The organism is Pseudomonas sp. MWU12-2020, assembly GCF_023100605.1.
GTDB classification, from domain to species: Bacteria; Pseudomonadota; Gammaproteobacteria; order Pseudomonadales; family Pseudomonadaceae; genus Aquipseudomonas; species Aquipseudomonas fluorescens_H.
In genome coordinates this window covers 525,344-542,118 of sequence record NZ_JALMEX010000005.1, presented here as the reverse complement: position 1 = coordinate 542,118, position 16,775 = coordinate 525,344, and the positions used below count along the sequence as shown (strand labels likewise).

Sequence of the window (16,775 nt, the reverse complement as noted above, 5' to 3'; positions counted from 1 at the left end):
ACTGAATGCCATGCTGCGAGACGGCACAGAGTGGCGGTGACGAACGGTGGCAGTAAGACAGTTGCTCCCACAATGGGGATTTGTGGTGGGGCAAAAAAATGGGAGCCGCTGGGGCTCCCGTTGTGTAAAGCGGCTTAGCGCGGTGGATAGTTGGCCAATATCCGGCCCACCGTTTCGCGCACCGCATTGCTGCGATCCTGTGGATTGGGCGTGCTGCTGAGCATCTGCTCGTCGCTGCCGCGCCACACCAGTTTGCCGTCCTTGCCGTCGAGCAGGTCGATCTGGATGGTCGCCACTTTGTAGGTGATGTTGCGGGTTTCGTTGTACATCGGTGCGCCCCAGTATCCGTTCCACGGGCCGCCCCAACCGCCGCCGTAGTTGGTGGTGACTTGCTGCTGGCGATCCTCGACGATCAGATAGGCTTGCACGCTCAGGTCACCCTTGGTGCCCGCCGCCGCAGGACGCAAGCCACGCTGGTCGAGCTGATCACTGACGGCCTGGCGAATGCGTTGTTCGGTCAGGTCGCTCTTGATCCGTGGATCATCAGGGCGGTATTGCAGCGCGGGTTCTTTCCAGTTCCAGCTGCGATAGGCGGCAAAGTCGCGGCTGGCATCGAAGTCGTGATTGACCTGGTTGGCGGCGCAGGCGCTGAGCAGTGCGGCCATGGCCAGTAAAGCGAGACGGCGGAACATGGGTTTTCTCCGGTTGAAGGCATAAACCTGCGATGCGTTCTCACATACAGACTAGCTCGGAGGATAGGCCGACATGGCTTTTTCCACAGCCTCGCGAATCGCATCGGTGCGTTCGAGCTGGCTGCCCTGATTGGCGGTTTCGCCGCTGGCGCTCCACACCGGTTGACCGGTAACTGCGTCGAACAGATTGACCTGCACCACCACGACTTGCTCCTGATAAGTGCGAACAATCGGCACGCTGTTGTACATGCCGTAACCGCGCCCGTAGCGATCATAGCCACTGTATCCGCCGTAACCGTAATCGTCCTGGACCTGACGCAAGCGGGTTTCCAGACGCAGATTGGCGCTGACCAGCAGGTCGGCCGGACGGTTGTCGTGCAACGGCCGCAACCCGCGCTGATCCAGTGCATTGCTCACCGCTTCAGCCACTTGCGCCGAATCGGCCCAGGCCGTGCCCGGCGGCAACTGGCCGTTGAGCCAGGTCCAGCTGCGATAGCGCGCATAGTCGCGCGGCGGCGCCGGATAGGCGCTGCGATCAAAGGTGTTGGCGGCTTGAGGCGGCGCCGGTGGCAAGGGCCGCGATTGCGCTACGTACGGGTTGCTGCCCTGGCAGGCAGCCAACCCCAGACAGATCAGCAATAACCCGGATTGAGCTTTCATGTGGTGCTCCGATCAGATCGGCCGGCAGATCCAGTGCAAGTAACGCCCAAGCCCGGCGAAGCTTGGGTGGCGACGGTGAGCGAGCTCCATCTCCAGCAAATCCACCAGTTCGGCGCGAGCCTGGAATTCCACCGGCATGTAGTCGTGGAAAACCCGGATCCCGCTCTGGCTTTCGACCTGCCACAACCCTTCGAGTTGCGTTGCCAATTCTCGTGGATCGAGCGGCTGTTGCGGGGTCAGACTCTGCTTTTCCCCGGCCAGGGTGTTCTTGCGCATTTTCTTGAAATGGCCTTTGAGCAGGTTGCGGTAGATCAGCGCATCGCGGTTATAGAACGCCAGCGACAGCCAGCCATCGGGTTTGGTCAGTTGATGCAGCACCGGCAGGATCGCATGCGGTTCGGCCAGCCATTCGAGCACGGCGTGGCAGATCACCAGATCGTAGGGCTCGGTGAGCTGACCGAGCAGTTCCTGCCACGGCGCCTGAATGAACGTTGCGCTCTGCCCGGCTTCGGCGAAGCGCTGACGGGCGCCCTCAAGCATCGGCTCAGCCGGTTCGGTAAAGGTCACCTGATGGCCGCGCTCGGCCAGCCACAGCGACATGTGGCCCAGACCGCCGCCGATGTCCAGCACGCGCAACGGTCGATCCGGCAACGCTTCGGCAAGGTCGGCCTGCAATACTGCGAGGCGAATCGCGCCTTTGGCACCGCCGTAGATTTTTTCGGCGAAACGGGTCGCCAATTGATCGAAATGCCGGTCGCTCATCAGCTGAACCGCCGTTCGCTGTCGGCGAGCTTGCTGCGCACCACTTCATTCATGTCCAGCCCCAACTCGCTGCACAGCAGCAACAGATACAAGACGATGTCGCCGACTTCCTGCCCGGCATGCGCCAGTTTGTCCGCCGGCAACTGGCGCGACTGGTCTTCCGTCAGCCACTGGAAGATCTCCACCAGCTCGGACATTTCCACACTGGCAGCCATGGCGAGGTTTTTCGGGCTGTGAAATTGCCGCCAGTCATTGCGGTCGCGAATGGCGTGCAGGCGTTCGGTCAGTTCAACAAGGTTCATCGGGTTCTCCTGAAGGCGTATAGCTTCGGGGGGATGCCAAACGAAGGCAAGGGGCACGCGTCGCTCCCACACAGGATTGAGGCAAACCCTCTATAGTTGCAGGGAACTCGGCCACCTGCGTTGTGGCCCAAGGCTCAGCTCTTTCATCAGGATGCACACATGCAGGTAGAAAGCTTTTTCGAATGGCTCGGCCAGGCGCTCGGTTCGGTCATCCGCTTTATCGTTGATGGGCTCAGTGGCCTGTTCAATGTGCTGAGCCATGCCGGCGGCAACTTTGTCGACGGTCTGGCCAAGACGTTGGGCATGGACACCTCGATCATCAGCATCCTCGCGCTGATCGTTGGCTTGATGCTGTTGTGGTCGGCGATTCGCGCGTTCATGAATGCGTCGATCATTGCCGGGATCATCTGGTTGCTGTTGGGGTTGTGGTTGTTGAGCTGGATCATCCACTGACACCTCTCTTCCCCTGTGGGAGCGGGCTTGCTCGCGAAAGCGTCAGATCAGTAAAAGCTGTTTTGACTGACACACTGCCTTCGCGAGCAAGCCCGCTCCCACAATAGGTCGCATGAATCGCTACAATCCCCGCTCCCCCAAGGAGCCCGCATGTCCAACCTGATCGCCGACTGGCGCGACCGCCCGACTCACCGCAAGGTCTGGGCGCTCGCTGCGCCGATGATTCTTTCGAATATTTCCGTACCGCTGGTGGCGCTGGTCGACAGCACCGTCATCGGCCATCTGCCCCATGCCCATCAGTTGGGCGCGGTGGCGGTCGGCGCCAGCCTCTACACTTTTCTTGCCTGGGCCATGGGTTTTCTGCGCATGGGCACCACCGGGTTTGCCGCTCAGGCGGCCGGGCGCAGCGATGGCGCGGCGTTACGGCAGATTCTGTTGCAGGGTTTGCTGCTGGCGCTGGGACTGGCGATCGTGCTCGGCGCTCTCGGCGTGCCGTTGAGCGGCGTGGCCCTGCATTTCATGCAGCCATCGGCAGAACTCGATCAACTGACCCGCGAGTTCTTCCACACCCGGCTATTCGGCTTGCCGGCAGCGCTGGCCAGTTACGCCCTGGTCGGCTGGTTTCTCGGCACCCAGAATGCACGGGCGCCACTGGCGATTCTGCTGACCACCAACCTGATCAACATCGCTCTCAACCTGTGGTTCGTGATAGGTCTGGAATGGGGGGTGGTCGGCTCGGCCCGGGCCTCGGTGATTGCCGAGTGGAGCGGCGCCCTGCTCGGCCTGTGGCTGACCCGTGGCGCATTGCGCGCCTATCCCGGGCACATCGCCTGGGCAGCGCTGAAGGTGTGGCAGAGCTGGCGCCCGCTGCTGGCGGTCAACCGCGACATCTTCATCCGCAGCCTGGCGCTGCAATCGGTGTTTTTCCTGATCACCGTGCAAGGCGCGCGATTGGGCGATGCCACAGTGGCGGCGAACGCCTTGCTGCTCAATGGCCTGCTGTTGACCGCGCATGCGCTGGACGGCTTGGCCCATGCGGTCGAAGCCTTGTGCGGCCACGCCATCGGCGCCCGCGACCGCCTCGCCCTGCGCCGCTCACTGGTGGTGGCCGGCGGCTGGTCGCTGCTGGCCAGCCTCGGTTTCGCCGCGCTGTTTCTGTTGGGCGGGCACTTGTTCATCGAGATGCAGACCGACATCCAGAGCGTGCGCGACACCGCGTTCATCTACCTGCCGTATCTGGCGGTGTTGCCGCTGATTGCGGTCTGGAGCTACTTGCTCGACGGTCTGTTCATCGGCGCCACCCGTGCCCGGGAAATGCGCAACGGCATGCTGCTGACCATCGCCCTGCTGCTGCCATTCGCCTGGGCACTGCAAGGGCTGGGCAATCATGGGCTGTGGATAACGTTCCTGCTGTTCATGGTCTTGCGCAGCCTGACCCTCGGCGCACTGGCACTGTGGCTGCGGCGCAACGACGGCTGGTTCAGCGGCGCCACTCACTGAGTCGGCGTGTGTTTGACGAACGCCACGACCTGCTCGAGTACCGGCGCCAGCCGCCGTAGCGGCCGCGACAGGGTCGCCACCAGCGTCACATGATTGGGGCGCGAGTAATACAGATCCTGCACCGGCACGCCGACCTCACGCAGTTTTTTCGCGAGGCCGGCAGTGTTGCGCGTCGGGTTGACCAGATTGTCCTTGGTCGCAGCGATCAGCAGTGCCGGAGGCTCGCCCGCCCTGACGTGGTTGATCGGCTGCGATTGCGGCGGTGAGTCCGGCCAGAAAAACACCGGGCGCACCTCGGTATTGTTGATCGGCAAAAAGTCATACGGCCCGGCCAGGCCGATCCAGCCGCTGAGGTCTTTCGACGACATGCCCACCGCCCCCAGCAGGCCGGGGTCCAGCGCCAGCATCGCGGCGTTGTAGGCGCCGGAACTGTGGCCCATCAGATACAGGCGTTGCGGGTTGCCGGCGAACTCGCGGATATGCGCGCGAGTCCAGGCCACCGCCCGCGCCGAGTCTTCAAGAAACAGCGGATAGCGCACTTGCGGGTACAGCCGATAATCCGCCAGCACCGCGACAATCCCCCGCGACGCCAGCGCCTCGCCGACAAACGCGTAATCGCCACGCTCACCGCTGTTCCAGCTGCCGCCATAGAAGAACACCACCACCGGCGCGTCCTCCAGCGGCTGGCGCGGCACGTAGACGTCGAGTTTCTGTCGCGGATCATCGCCATAGGCAATCCCGGCGGTTCTGTGGAACGTGTCGTCGGGGGTCAGCGCATTGAGCACTTTGACCGGGGAACATCCCGTCAGCACCAGCAGCAGAAACCCGCCGAGGACTGCGCCGAACCGCTGCCACAGAGGATTTGTCATGGATGTCGCACCTCAAGATTGATCGTTCTGCCACTGTCGCCGCACATGCTCGAGCCGTTCCTGCTGGGTCAGCCCGTCCGGCACGCCTGGCAATCCCGCTCGGGGATGCTGCAAGCGTAGCCACAACCAGCCATCCAGCACGGTTCGGTCACTGAAACCCAGCGTCAGCCCCTCCTGCACATGGGAGGCCATCCGCGTGTAGTCGGTTCCGAGTGATTGGCACCAGCGCCAGATGTGGTGTTCCAACAGGCAACTTTGCAAACGTTCGCGCTGACGATGGGTAAGGCTTTCGTCGATCCCCAGCGGCTCGACCGCCCACTGCGGATTGCGCAGTTGCTGCCAGCCCTGACTGCCGATGGCGAGGTCGGCCCAGGTGCCACCGAACCAGCGCATCAGCCGGATCGGCCCGAGCCAGCGGCTCAAGTCGGCGGCATCACAAGCATCGAAGAAGTAACTCGCTGTCTGCCGGTTGTAGTAACCGAGCAAGGCACGGTGGTTGAGCCCGAACGAAACGCTGAGCATCCGGCGCAGGTGGCTCAGAAGTGTCTGCTGCGAAGCATCGCTGGCCAGCAGCAGACCGCGCCAGGTCTGCGGATCGCGGTGGCACAGCGCAGCCAGTGCCGGGCTCTCGTGCAACTCGACCAGCAGCGGCCCGTACTCGCTCACCGCTTGAAACTCGGTGCCCTCGAGCAGCCGCGTGCAACGTACTCCGGCGAACCCCTGACGCAGTGTCGCCAACGCCTGCTGCGCGTCGGTGCCGTCGAGCAACAGCCACTGTGCCTGCTGGGCAAACCCGACGCCGCTCAAGTGGCGCCGCCCTGATCCAGCGACGCGACCAGTCGGCAACTGCAGATCGACGCCGTGCAATGGTTGTAACTGCCGCCGCCGGGCAACAGGCACAACAGCAACAGCGGTTCGGCGGACTGGAGCCATTGCGCCAGACCCGCACTCGCCAGCACGTCCGGCAGCGCCAGTGACTCGTCGACGTCTTCGATCACCGCCGGTTCCTGCAGCACGCCACTGATCACCGGTTGATCCGGATCGCCCTCATGAAAACTCACCACCACTTCGACCCCTTCACGCAACGATGCCAGCGACGTGTCGCTCAACGCCGCCGCCAGCGGCAGCCAACAGTGGCTGGCGGCAGCGCCTTCGCCCTGGTAAAGCCAGTCAAACTGCACGGCCACCGGTCGCAGGTCGTCAGGTTGTGGTTCATCGACCGTCACCACCCAGGCACGTTGCAGGCTGTGCATCCGCGGTCGGGTACAAGTGCTCGCCAGCGGGGGGAGTGGCGCCTGGGCGGCGGCAACGATCCGATTGCTGTAAGACGGCTCGCTGGCGGGGTCAGCACGATGCTCGATCCGGCTCAGCAACCAGCGGCGGTTGCACTCGGTAAACGGATGTTCGGTCAGCGCCAGCCACTGCGCGCTGCGTAAGGTCGGCAGATCGCTGTGGCCGTAAGCTTTGCCGATCCGGGTGGGATGCGCGCCCGCATCCGGCGCATTCATCTCTATCTGCCAGCGTCGTACCGTCGCCGCACTCGCGCCCGTGTCCACAGACGCCACACCCGCCACGGGCAAGCGCGCAGGATCATCGGCGAAAACCACGCAGTGCCCGTCGGGCCGGTGCTCGAAGTAGTAATGAATCCCGGCCTGCGCACACAGGCGTTGCACAAACTGCAGATCCGATTCGCAGTACTGGGTACAAAAAGTGCGCACCGGGTAATCGCAGTGCAAATCAAAGCGTCGTTGCCCACCGATGATCCCGTGCTCCTTGAGCACCTGAGCGAGGATCTGCGGCACGCACTGGCTGCTGAAAATCCGCTGGCTGAACCGTAGCGCCAGGCAACTCAGCTTCGGCCCCAGCGTCACCCGACACAAGCGGCAACCCTCGGCGTGCTCGTGCTGGACGAGACTCTGCAATTGTCCGTTCAAGCCATTGTGCAGGGGGCCGAACTGCAGGAACGCCGAGCGGAAAAGCAGACCGGCAAGGTCCAGTTGCGGATCATCGATCAACAGATCGATCGCAAAAACGAAGGGTTCGCTGATGCCCTCACTCCCGGTAAAGGCCAGCACCTCGAAGGGGTCGGGCAGCCCCGCTACATCGAGACGAAACGACGGCTCGTTGACTGATTCGAACATGGGCGGATCTCTACAGGAGGGACGGCCGGGGATTCTCGCCGAGAGCCATGGCCGAGTAGAGAGCTGAAGTACAACTTAGGAAATGACCTACGCGAAAAGCAGACCGGATGACTTCACGGGCGATGTCATGCAGTCTTTTCGCGGGGAATTTGGGAGATGTCCCACCGGGTCATCCGAATTTTCCGCAGCTTGCGGAAAAATTTCAGACAACCCGGTGCAACAGACCTGACTCAGGAAGACAGGTAGGAGGAGCGGGTCAGACCCAGACGCAAGGCATCGAGGAACTGCGTGCGCTCGCTGGCACTGATACGGGCACTGGCGCACTTGTCGCGGTAGTGGGTCATCAGTTCTTCCGGCGACAAGTGCACATAACGCAGCATGTCTTCGATGGTGTCGTGGGTCTCGATGCCGGCGTGGTACACGCTGCCATCGGCGTTCTGGTAGATGTTCACCGAGTCGGTATCACCGAACAGGTTGTGCATGTCGCCGAGGATTTCCTGATAGGCGCCGACCAGGAACACGCCCAGCAGGTAGTCTTCACCTTCGTTCAGACCGTGCACTGGCAGGCTGGTCTCGATGCTCTGCTCGTCGACGTACTGGTTGATCTTGCCGTCGGAATCGCAGGTCAGGTCTTGCAGCACGGCGCGACGCAGCGGCTCTTCGTCCAGACGATGCAACGGGATGATCGGCAGCACCTGATCGATCGCCCAGGTGTCCGGCAGGCTCTGGAACACCGAGAAATTGCAGATGTACTTGTCGGCCAGCTTGTCGTTGAGTTCGTCGAGCACCTGACGATGCGAACGCTGACGTGCTTTCAACGAGTTGTGCAGGCGCCGGCACACAGCGAAGTAGCACTGCTCGGCCAGGGCTTTTTCCGCCAGGGTCAGTTTGCCGTCAGCGTACTGCGAAGCCACGTCGCTCATGTAGTGCGTAGCGCGCCAGTAAGTCTCGGTGACCATCTCGATGTCGGTCGGGCCGAGCAGGTCCACCAGCCACTGCACGGTTTCCGGCAGGTTTTCCTTGTTTTCGATCAGCGGGATTTCGTCGTTGTGTTTCTCGACGTCGGTCACCTGCACCACCAGCATCGCGTGGTGCGCGGTCAGCGAGCGGCCGCTTTCGGAGAAGATGTGCGGATGCGGCAGGCTCTGCGCGTCGCAGAATTCCTTGAGCATGCCGACCACGACACCGGCGTAGTCATCCATGTCGTAGTTGATCGAACTGGCGTTGCGCGAGTGAGTACCGTCGTAGTCGACACCCAGACCGCCGCCGACGTCGATGTGATCGACCGGCAGGCCAAGGTTGCGCAGCTCGCCGTAGTAACGGATCGCTTCCTTGAAACCGTGCTGGTAGTCAGCCAGGTTGGCGATCTGCGAACCCATGTGGAAGTGCAGCAGGCGAATGCCCTGATCGAGGCCGGCAGCGCGGAAGCGTTCGACCACCGACAGCAGTTGCGCCGCCGACAGACCGAATTTGGATTTCTCGCCACCGGTGTCCGCCCACTTCGAGGACGCCAGCGACGACAGGCGCACGCGCAGACCGACCTGTGGCTTGACCTTCAGCGACGCGGCTTCTTCGATCACCAGGCCGACTTCGGATTCTTTCTCGATCACGATGAACACGTTGTGGCCGAGCTTCTGGCCCATCAGCGCCAGACGGATGAACTCGCGATCCTTGTAACCGTTGCAGACGATGGTGCCGCCCTTCGGCGCCAGCGCCAGCACCGCCAGCAGCTCAGGCTTGGAGCCGGCTTCCAGACCGATGGAAACGTTCTGGGTGGCGATGATGTTCTCGATCACCGCTTCTTGCTGGTTGACCTTGATCGGGTAGAGCGCGGTGTACTTGCTCTGGTATTCCAGGCGCTCGATGTTCGAGTCGAAAGCACCGGTCAGCTGACGGACACGGTCTTGCAGGATGTCGGGGAAACGTACCAGCAACGGCAGGGACAAGCCGCTCTTGCGCAGTTGGTCGACTTGTTCGAACAGGTCGATAGGCGAACTGCTCGGGCCGTTCGGACGAACTTCGACGCGACCGGCGTCATTGATCGCGAAATACCCGGCCCCCCAATGGCGAATCCCGTAAACACTGCGGCTGTCCGCAACTGTCCATTGGCTGCCATCGTCTTTACGTGTGCGTCGTACGGACATCGAAGTCCCCTATAAAGAAGTCATAGTGCGTCGCCTGATCGCAGGCCGGCGCAGTCTAAAGAATGAAAATGACGATTCGTCAGCGCGGCGGTAGACCGCGCTGACCGCGTGTAGTTTAGAAACCGGTATGAACAGGCTCTGTGAAAACCATGGAGACGACGCCGGCGCTGAGCATTTCAGAGCCGGATCAAGCCGCAGGTGGTTTTCACAGAGGCTGCTAGCCGCCGGACTTCTTCGCCTTGAAACCGAGCTTGATCAGTTCAGCCAAGAGTAGCTCGACATGATCGCCCTGGATTTCGATGATCCCGTCCTTCAACGCCCCACCGGTGCCGCAACGTTTCTTCAACGTTGTCGCCAGCTCCTTGAGGGCGTCTTCGGCCAATGGCACGCCGGTAATGGTGGTCACCGTCTTGCCGCCACGGCCCTTGCTCTCGCGACGCACGCGGGCAATGCCGTCCCCGGCCGGGATCACGGTTTGTTTGCAGATACAGGCGTCCACCGGCTTACTGCATTCCGGGCAATGACGACCTGCGTCGGTGGAAAATACCAGGCCACCAAGGGCGGCGAAGGATGCGGCTTTTTTGGCCACCGGCAATCCTCTTGGGAGGACAAAGACTGATCGCAACCTTGGGCAAGGTCATCGACCGCGAAGCCCCACTCAGGCAGGGGCAGCGCTACTGCACCGTGCGCTTCAACAAAAGCAGGTCGGTGCAGCTTGAAAAGGTCGCGCAGTGTAACGGCAAAAAGCGCAATTGCTAAGAGCCAATCGGCGCCAATTTATGAGTTCTTTGCGACGTCGCTTTGCTGAGCCTTCAGATAGCGCTTCAACGCGGCCAGAGAGTCCGGGCAGTAAGGCTTTTGCTCGATTTCGCGCATCACCTGTTCGACCGGAATGAAGCGTGCTTCCAGCACTTCTTCAGGCTGCAGTTTCAACGGGCCGTCCCACACCGCGGAAAATGCCGAACACCACAAACGGTTGCCGGTGTCTTCGAAGAAGAAATGATCATGGGCGGTCAATTCCACCCCGCTCACACCCAACTCCTCTTCCAGCTCCCGGGCTGCGGATTCGGCGTAGGTTTCATCGGCCTGCACCATGCCGCCTGCCGCAACATCCCAGTAACCGGGATAGATCGCCTTGCTCAAGGTGCGCCGATGCACGCAAAGCTCACCGGCACTATTGAACAGCATGATGTAGGTGCCGCGACCGATCAGCCCGCGTTCACGCAAATCGGCCCGCACCAAGGCGCCGAGCAGGTTGTCCTGCTCGTCGACCCAGGCGATCTGTTCGGCATCGGAGGCGGCGCGGTGGGCCGCCTCTTTGGCGCTCTCGACCATGACTCAGCCCTGATTGAGCAGTTGACGCAAATCGATCACTGCTGCGTTGGCCCGGGAAATGTAGTTGGCCATCACCAGCGAGTGGTTGGCCAGAATCCCGAAACCGCTGCCATTGAGGATCATCGGACTCCAGACCGTCTGCTGCGAGGCCTCCAGTTCACGAATGATCTGACGCACGCTGACTGTGGCGTTCTTCTTGGCCAGTACATCGGCGAAGTCCACCTCGATGGCGCGCAACAGGTGCGACAGGGCCCAGGCCTGACCGCGAGCTTCGTAGAACACGTTGTCGATCTGCATCCAGGGAGTTTCCACAACTTCCTCATCGACCTGTGGCACCTGCCCCGGCGCCACGACTTCAGTCTTCAGCGCGGTGTTGAGCTTGACCCGACCGACACTGGCCGACAGTCGTTGCGACAACGAACCGAGACGTGTACCGACATCGCCCAGCCAGTTGTTCAGGTTGTCGGCGCGAGCATAGAACAGCGCGTTTTTCTGCGAAGGATCGGACAGACGTGCCTGATAGCGGCTCAGGGAATTGATGCCTTCCTGATATTCCGACTCGCTCGACGGCAGGATCCAGCTCTTGTTGTCGAAGTTGAAACGCGGCTCGGCCTTGGCCAGATCGGCATCTTCGGCCGACTGCGATTGCGAGCGGGCGAAGTCCTTGCGCAAGGCACGGGTCAAGTCACGTACCTGCACCAGCACGCCGTATTCCCAGCTTGGCATGTTGTCCATCCACAGGCCCGGCGGGAAACGGTCATTGGCGATGTAACCGCCCGGCTTGTTCAGCAAAGTACCGGCAACGGTTTTCAGGGTTTCGACCGTGGTGTAGCCGACGACCATCTGCTTGCCTTCTTTTTCGGCCGCAATCTGAGCGTTCTGCGCCACCGGGAACAGCGCCGGCTCCTCGCTCCAGTAAATGCCCAGGGCGATGGTCACCAACAGGTAAATGCCGACCAGTGTGGCCAGCGCACGGCTGAACAACAGGCCGCCGAAATAGCTGCGGGTGGCCGACTTGGGCTCGGCGGCACGTTCAGGCGCGCTGCCCGCGCGGTTCTTCCAGTCCAGCATGGCGATATCCTTTCAATCACTTGGGTTCAACGGTTCGACCACAACCATACAACAACGTGCCAAGGCCGGCACCCGCCCGTAAAGATAAGCAGCAAATCCGCGGCGCGGACGAAGCATCCGTCAGAGTCTAGGGGAATACCTGATACCGCACCGGCAAAAATCCTTCGCCGAACGGTTTTTCAGGCACGCAAAAACCATTCAAGAGCTTTATGTCAGCCGCAGCGGAAAGTCATGTGAATGATCCCGCCAGCCACCGCATACCCCCGGCCTTCGGGGACTTGCCCGACGAACAGGTCCGTTTTGAAACCCGCCAGTCAGAAACTGAATTGTGTCGCACCGCAGATTATTGACGCACGACACTGATGTAAGGGAAAAGAGGTGCTAGCATAGAGCCACCAGTCGATCTCAGCATGCACCCTAACTAGTAGTCAGGATATGACCGAGCCAGAAGACCCCAGCCGTGAGCGCCTCAAGCACCACTTTGCCCAGCGGGTAATTCATCAGGCACGTCAGATTCTTGAGATATGGCAGCGCCTGCAACGCAGTGAGTGGTCCACCGCCGATCTCGCCGAACTGAGCGAGGCCAATCTGCGCCTGCTGCGTTTTGCCGAGCGTTTCGAGCAGCCTGAGCACACGCAACTCGCGCGTCATATCGGCCAGTCGCTGGAAGCGGTGGACGCCAATCGTGGGCGCCTGAGCAGTGGCCTGATCACCGATCTCAATCGTTTGATGCAGCGCTTGTCGCGCACCGGTCTGCGCCATGGCGATCAACTCGACCAGACCTTCCTGCCGCCGCTGCGCAAACCGATCTACGTGATGTTGCAGGATTACGACCGCGCCGAGCGGCTGGCCAAGCAGCTGGAATTTTTCGGCCTCACCGCGCAGGCGCTGGACAGTGTCGCGGCGTTTCGCTCCTCGATGGTCGAGCGCTTGCCGGCTGCGATCGTCATGGACGTTGACTTCAGCGGCGCCGGCGTCGGCCTGCAACTGGCCGCCGAAGCCCAGGTCGGCCTGGAAGAACCGCTGCCGCTGCTGTTTTTCAGCCTGCACGAAACCGACACCCCGACCCGCCTCGCCGCCGTGCGCGCCGGCGGCCAGGAATTCCTCACCGGCACCCTCGAAGCGTCGAGCCTGCTGGAGAAGATCGAAGTCCTGACCTGCGTCGCCCAGTACGAACCTTATAAAGTGCTGATCATCGACGACTCCCGCGCCCAGGCCTTGCACACCGAGCGCCTGCTCAACAGCGCCGGGATCGTCACTCGCACGCTGATCGAACCGATCCAGGCGATGGCCGAACTGGCGGATTTCCAGCCGGATCTGATCATCCTCGACATGTACATGCCGGCCTGCACCGGCACCGAACTGGCCAAGGTCATTCGCCACAACGACCGCTACGTCAGCGTGCCGATCATCTACTTGTCCGCCGAGGACGATCTGGATAAACAGCTCGACGCGATGAGCGAGGGCGGCGACGACTTCCTGACCAAACCGATCAAGCCGCGGCACCTGATCACCACCGTGCGCAACCGCGCCGCGCGTGCGCGCAACCTCAAGGCACGCATGGTCCGGGACAGCCTCACCGGCCTGTACAACCACACGCACATCCTGCAATTGCTCGAAGACTGCTCGTTCCGCGCGCGCCGCGAGAACAAGCCACTGAGCTTTGCCATGCTCGACATCGACCACTTCAAACGGGTCAACGACAGCCACGGCCACCCGATGGGCGACCGGGTGATCAAGAGCCTGGCGCTGTTCCTCAAGCAACGGCTGCGCAAGACCGATTTTATCGGTCGTTACGGCGGCGAGGAATTCGCCATCGTCATGCCCGACACCGACATAGAGGCGGCGCACAAAGTGCTCGACGAGATCCGCCAGCGCTTCGCCGAAATCCACTACCCGGCGCAGCCGCAGGATTTGTGGTGCACCTTCAGCGCCGGCGTGGTGGAGATGCAAGAGGACTCCGACAGCCTGATGATGGCCAGCCAGGCCGACGAGGCGCTGTACCGCGCCAAAGGTGCCGGACGCAATCGGGTACAGACCGCGTACGGATCAAAGCAAAGTGCCACTTTTTCATCGGAATCCACCGATTCGGTCATAACCCTGTAACAGAACCGCAATAAATTCAGGCGCTTACCATTTCTGCCGTTGGTAGCCGTCATGCGCCTGAAGTTGCTCACCAATCTCAACACTCTGCTGCTGGTCGCCGTCTGCGTGGCCCTCGGCGCGACGCTGTGGTGGTCGCAAAAAGCCCTGGAGCGTCCGTACCTGTTGATGGAGCGCTACCTGGGCCTGTCGCAGCAATTTCAGAATGATGTGGCGCGCAATGTCGAGGATTACCTCGCCAGCGGCGACGCCCTGCGCCTGAGCAGCGCCAGCCAGGCCATCGACGGCTTGCAGAAGGAACTCGGCGAGCTGCCACCGGCACTGGCCGAGACCCTGCGCCCAAGCCTGTCGAGCCTCGAAGAATTCAGCAAAACCGACCTGCTCGCAGCCGGCAAACTGGCCGGTGATCCGCAGGCACTGCTGTTGCAGGCCGAACGCGAACTGAGCGCCAGCCTCGATCAGCTCAGCACCTACGCCAATGGCAACGCGACGTACCTGACACCTCTGCTCACCGCCTCGCAGCATCTGGGCAAGCTGTCGCTGGCCCGCGACAAACTGGTCAGCAGCGGCCGCAGTGAACTGGCCGCCGACGTCGAGCGCGAGGTCAGCAACATCCGCGCCCAGGCGCAGGTGATCGATGCCCTGCCCCTGCTCGGCGTAGTCGCCAAGAACGAATCCGGCAGCGATGACTTTGCCGCCATGATGGGCATCGAAAGCAACGAAAAAGCCGCCGCCGAAGACGCTGGTGTCAGCCTCAAGCGTGAACTCAACAGCCTGCTCGGACGCTATCCGGCGGAGCTGGAACGCACCCGCGAGCAGATCCAGAAACGCACCGACCTGAGCACCGCCACGCACCTGAAGATCGCCGCCGTGCAGCAGGCCATCGCCGGCCTCGAACCGGTGGTGCGCGCCCAGCACGGGCAGATCCAGGGCGAAGTACGCCTGATGCAGGGCGTGATGATCGGCCTGATTCTGTTGATCGCCCTGCTGATCGACACCCTGCAGCGGCGCCTCGCCCGCACCCTGACCAACCTCGCCCCGGCGCTGTCGACCTGGGCCGAGGGCGACTTCAGCAACGACATTCACTTGGGCAAGACCAACCGCGAACTGCACGACATCGAAGCGTCGCTCAATCGCTTGCGCGCCTACCTGGTGGATCTGGTCGGCACGATTCGCGGCAATGCCGAACAAGTCGCCGGCAGCAGCCGTACCCTCGCCGAACTGAGCAACGAGCTGCACAGCGGCGCCGAACATCAGGCCGGCGATACCGCGTTGATCCGCGACTCCCTCGGCGAACTGGAGGCGACCATCCAGCAAGTGGCCGGTGATGCGCGCCAGGCCGCGGACGCCAGCCGCCATGCTGGGCTGGCGGTCGAACATGGACAGACCGTCATCGGCCAGAGCCTCACCGGGCTGCACGCACTGGTCGGCGAGGTGCAAGGCAACGCGCAGATGATCGAGCACCTGGCCGAAGAGTCGGCGACCATTGGTGGCGTGCTGACGGTGATCCGTTCGATTGCCGACCAGACCAACCTGCTGGCCCTGAACGCAGCGATCGAAGCGGCGCGGGCCGGGGAAATGGGTCGTGGTTTTGCGGTGGTGGCCGAAGAAGTGCGCTCACTGGCGCAACGCACGGCCGGCGCGACGGCGGAAATCCAGACGCTGATCGCCGGCCTGCAAACTGCCGCCCGACAATCGGTCGAAGGCATGCGCGCGCAGGTCGAACACGCCGAAGCCACGGCCAATCAGGCGCAGGCAGCGGACGGCGCGCTGGATAAAATCGTCGGTGCGATCCAGACCATTTCCGACACGGCGATCCGCATCGCCGACATCACCGCCCAGCAGAGCGGCGCGGTCAGCGAGATCCGTGACCACAGCGAGCGGATTCATCAATTGGGCGGGGATAACCTGCTGCGCATCGGCGAAGGCCGCGAACAGGGCGAGAACCTGCTGGTATTGGGCGGACAACTGCATACCGCCGTGCAAGCCTTCCGCGTCTGAAAAATCGCCTTCGCGAGCAAGCCCGCTCCCACATTGGAATGCGTACCCCTGTGGGAGCGGGCTTGCTCGCGAAGGCGGTATTGCCGTCACCACAAATGACCGGATCAAATTACTCAGTCACAAATTTCGCGTAAACATCGGTCATCGTGCTGGCTATTGCAGAGAACTGGACAGTCACAAAGTCTTTGCGGCATAGTCGCCGGGTTCTGACGACTGCTCATTCATAACAAGGAACACGCAGATGGCAACGCTACTGGTGCTGCACGGCCCCAACCTGAACCTGCTCGGCACCCGCGAACCCGGCACCTACGGTTCAACGACCCTGGCGCAGATCAATCAGGATCTGGAGCGCCGCGCCCGTGAAGCCGGCCATCATCTGCTGCACCTGCAAAGCAACGCCGAGTACGAATTGATCGACCGTATCCATGCCGCTCGCGGCGAAGGTGTCGATTTCATTCTGATCAATCCAGCAGCTTTTACGCACACAAGCGTCGCATTACGTGACGCGCTGCTGGGAGTGAGCATCCCATTCATCGAAGTGCATTTGTCCAACGTGCACAAGCGCGAACCTTTCCGCCATCACTCTTACTTCTCCGATGTAGCGGTGGGAGTGATCTGCGGCCTTGGCGCCAGCGGTTACCGACTGGCCCTGGAGGCCGCACTAGAGCAGCTTGAAACACAGGCAACAGCTTGAACCACAAGCGTTAAACGCCCCTGACCGACCCTTGGGAGTTGATGATTC

Annotated in this window: 16 protein-coding genes; 5 read left to right on the top strand and 11 right to left on the bottom strand. The window is 61.9% G+C overall.

The genetic code is table 11. The features are described 5' to 3' along the window. Nucleotides 1-134: 134 nt before the first annotated feature. The 4 genes from M0814_RS15260 to M0814_RS15245 are packed head-to-tail and all read right to left on the bottom strand — an operon-like array spanning nucleotide 135 to nucleotide 2,416. Complete coding sequence (locus M0814_RS15260; protein ID WP_103485985.1) at nucleotides 135-692, bottom strand: DUF4136 domain-containing protein; 558 nt, start codon at nucleotides 690-692, stop codon at nucleotides 135-137. 51 nt (nucleotides 693-743) lie between these two features. Next, nucleotides 744-1,352 carry a DUF4136 domain-containing protein gene (locus tag M0814_RS15255; protein WP_103485984.1) on the bottom strand — a complete coding sequence of 203 codons (609 nt, stop codon included), beginning with the start codon at nucleotides 1,350-1,352 and terminating at the stop codon, nucleotides 744-746. A gap of 12 nt (nucleotides 1,353-1,364) precedes the next feature. After that, nucleotides 1,365-2,114 carry a methyltransferase gene (locus M0814_RS15250; RefSeq protein WP_103485983.1) on the bottom strand — a complete coding sequence of 250 codons (750 nt, stop codon included), beginning with the start codon at nucleotides 2,112-2,114 and terminating at the stop codon, nucleotides 1,365-1,367. After that, nucleotides 2,114-2,416, bottom strand: a complete 303-nt coding sequence (locus M0814_RS15245; protein WP_007951009.1) for a MazG-like family protein — start codon at nucleotides 2,414-2,416, stop codon at nucleotides 2,114-2,116. The genes M0814_RS15250 and M0814_RS15245 overlap by 1 nt, the downstream gene beginning before the upstream one ends. Nucleotides 2,417-2,575: 159 nt before the next feature. On the opposite strand from M0814_RS15245, the gene M0814_RS15240 reads away from it, so the two are divergent. After that, the gene (locus M0814_RS15240; RefSeq protein ID WP_003221294.1) at nucleotides 2,576-2,869 is read left to right on the top strand and encodes a hypothetical protein; all 294 of its coding nucleotides are present in this window, start codon (nucleotides 2,576-2,578) and stop codon (nucleotides 2,867-2,869) included. Between the two features lie 150 nt (nucleotides 2,870-3,019). Further along, nucleotides 3,020-4,369: an MATE family efflux transporter gene (locus M0814_RS15235; protein ID WP_103485982.1), complete on the top strand. Its 1,350-nt coding sequence runs from the start codon at nucleotides 3,020-3,022 to the stop codon at nucleotides 4,367-4,369. Here the strand turns inward: M0814_RS15235 and M0814_RS15230 are convergent. From M0814_RS15230 to M0814_RS15200, 7 genes are all read right to left on the bottom strand, one after another. Beyond that, nucleotides 4,363-5,238, bottom strand: a complete 876-nt coding sequence (locus M0814_RS15230; protein WP_103485981.1) for an alpha/beta hydrolase — start codon at nucleotides 5,236-5,238, stop codon at nucleotides 4,363-4,365. The two genes, M0814_RS15235 and M0814_RS15230, sit on opposite strands and share 7 nt — an antisense overlap. Nucleotides 5,239-5,250: 12 nt before the next feature. Further along, complete coding sequence (locus M0814_RS15225) at nucleotides 5,251-6,045, bottom strand: DUF4123 domain-containing protein (RefSeq protein ID WP_103485980.1); 795 nt, start codon at nucleotides 6,043-6,045, stop codon at nucleotides 5,251-5,253. Then, nucleotides 6,042-7,379 carry a contractile injection system protein, VgrG/Pvc8 family gene (locus M0814_RS15220; protein ID WP_103485979.1) on the bottom strand — a complete coding sequence of 446 codons (1,338 nt, stop codon included), beginning with the start codon at nucleotides 7,377-7,379 and terminating at the stop codon, nucleotides 6,042-6,044. The genes M0814_RS15225 and M0814_RS15220 overlap by 4 nt, the downstream gene beginning before the upstream one ends. Before the next feature lie 230 nt (nucleotides 7,380-7,609). Then, nucleotides 7,610-9,523, bottom strand: a complete 1,914-nt coding sequence (speA, locus tag M0814_RS15215) for an arginine decarboxylase (RefSeq protein WP_003221289.1) — start codon at nucleotides 9,521-9,523, stop codon at nucleotides 7,610-7,612. A 217-nt stretch (nucleotides 9,524-9,740) separates the two neighbouring features. Continuing rightward, complete coding sequence (locus M0814_RS15210; protein ID WP_003221288.1) at nucleotides 9,741-10,112, bottom strand: translation initiation factor Sui1; 372 nt, start codon at nucleotides 10,110-10,112, stop codon at nucleotides 9,741-9,743. A gap of 188 nt (nucleotides 10,113-10,300) precedes the next feature. Continuing rightward, entirely contained in the window at nucleotides 10,301-10,858 is a 558-nt protein-coding gene (locus M0814_RS15205) for an NUDIX hydrolase (protein ID WP_003221287.1), read from the bottom strand. A 3-nt stretch (nucleotides 10,859-10,861) separates the two neighbouring features. Continuing rightward, nucleotides 10,862-11,929 carry a DUF2333 family protein gene (locus tag M0814_RS15200; protein WP_003221286.1) on the bottom strand — a complete coding sequence of 356 codons (1,068 nt, stop codon included), beginning with the start codon at nucleotides 11,927-11,929 and terminating at the stop codon, nucleotides 10,862-10,864. Nucleotides 11,930-12,364: 435 nt separating this feature from the next. On the opposite strand from M0814_RS15200, the gene gcbA reads away from it, so the two are divergent. From gcbA to aroQ, 3 genes are all read left to right on the top strand, one after another. Beyond that, complete coding sequence (gene gcbA / locus M0814_RS15195) at nucleotides 12,365-14,035, top strand: diguanylate cyclase GcbA (RefSeq protein WP_103485978.1); 1,671 nt, start codon at nucleotides 12,365-12,367, stop codon at nucleotides 14,033-14,035. Nucleotides 14,036-14,086: 51 nt separating this feature from the next. Next, on the top strand, nucleotides 14,087-16,033 hold the full coding sequence (locus tag M0814_RS15190) for a methyl-accepting chemotaxis protein (RefSeq protein WP_103485977.1): 1,947 nt from the start codon (nucleotides 14,087-14,089) through the stop codon (nucleotides 16,031-16,033). A 241-nt stretch (nucleotides 16,034-16,274) separates the two neighbouring features. After that, nucleotides 16,275-16,727 (top strand): type II 3-dehydroquinate dehydratase, encoded by a 453-nt coding sequence (gene aroQ / locus M0814_RS15185; RefSeq protein WP_003221283.1) that lies wholly within the window; start codon nucleotides 16,275-16,277, stop codon nucleotides 16,725-16,727. Nucleotides 16,728-16,775: the final 48 nt, after the last annotated feature.

Coding starts and splice junctions, on each gene's coding strand:
- gcbA (WP_103485978.1), top strand. CDS start 12,365: ATGACCGAGCCAGAAGACCCCAGCCGTGAGCGCCTCAAGCACCACTTT.
- M0814_RS15255 (WP_103485984.1), bottom strand. CDS start 1,352: ATGAAAGCTCAATCCGGGTTATTGCTGATCTGTCTGGGGTTGGCTGCC.
- M0814_RS15220 (WP_103485979.1), bottom strand. CDS start 7,379: ATGTTCGAATCAGTCAACGAGCCGTCGTTTCGTCTCGATGTAGCGGGG.
- M0814_RS15230 (WP_103485981.1), bottom strand. CDS start 5,238: ATGACAAATCCTCTGTGGCAGCGGTTCGGCGCAGTCCTCGGCGGGTTT.
- M0814_RS15200 (WP_003221286.1), bottom strand. CDS start 11,929: ATGCTGGACTGGAAGAACCGCGCGGGCAGCGCGCCTGAACGTGCCGCC.
- M0814_RS15240 (WP_003221294.1), top strand. CDS start 2,576: ATGCAGGTAGAAAGCTTTTTCGAATGGCTCGGCCAGGCGCTCGGTTCG.
- aroQ (WP_003221283.1), top strand. CDS start 16,275: ATGGCAACGCTACTGGTGCTGCACGGCCCCAACCTGAACCTGCTCGGC.
- speA (WP_003221289.1), bottom strand. CDS start 9,523: ATGTCCGTACGACGCACACGTAAAGACGATGGCAGCCAATGGACAGTT.
- M0814_RS15235 (WP_103485982.1), top strand. CDS start 3,020: ATGTCCAACCTGATCGCCGACTGGCGCGACCGCCCGACTCACCGCAAG.
- M0814_RS15190 (WP_103485977.1), top strand. CDS start 14,087: ATGCGCCTGAAGTTGCTCACCAATCTCAACACTCTGCTGCTGGTCGCC.
- M0814_RS15205 (WP_003221287.1), bottom strand. CDS start 10,858: ATGGTCGAGAGCGCCAAAGAGGCGGCCCACCGCGCCGCCTCCGATGCC.
- M0814_RS15260 (WP_103485985.1), bottom strand. CDS start 692: ATGTTCCGCCGTCTCGCTTTACTGGCCATGGCCGCACTGCTCAGCGCC.
- M0814_RS15245 (WP_007951009.1), bottom strand. CDS start 2,416: ATGAACCTTGTTGAACTGACCGAACGCCTGCACGCCATTCGCGACCGC.
- M0814_RS15250 (WP_103485983.1), bottom strand. CDS start 2,114: ATGAGCGACCGGCATTTCGATCAATTGGCGACCCGTTTCGCCGAAAAA.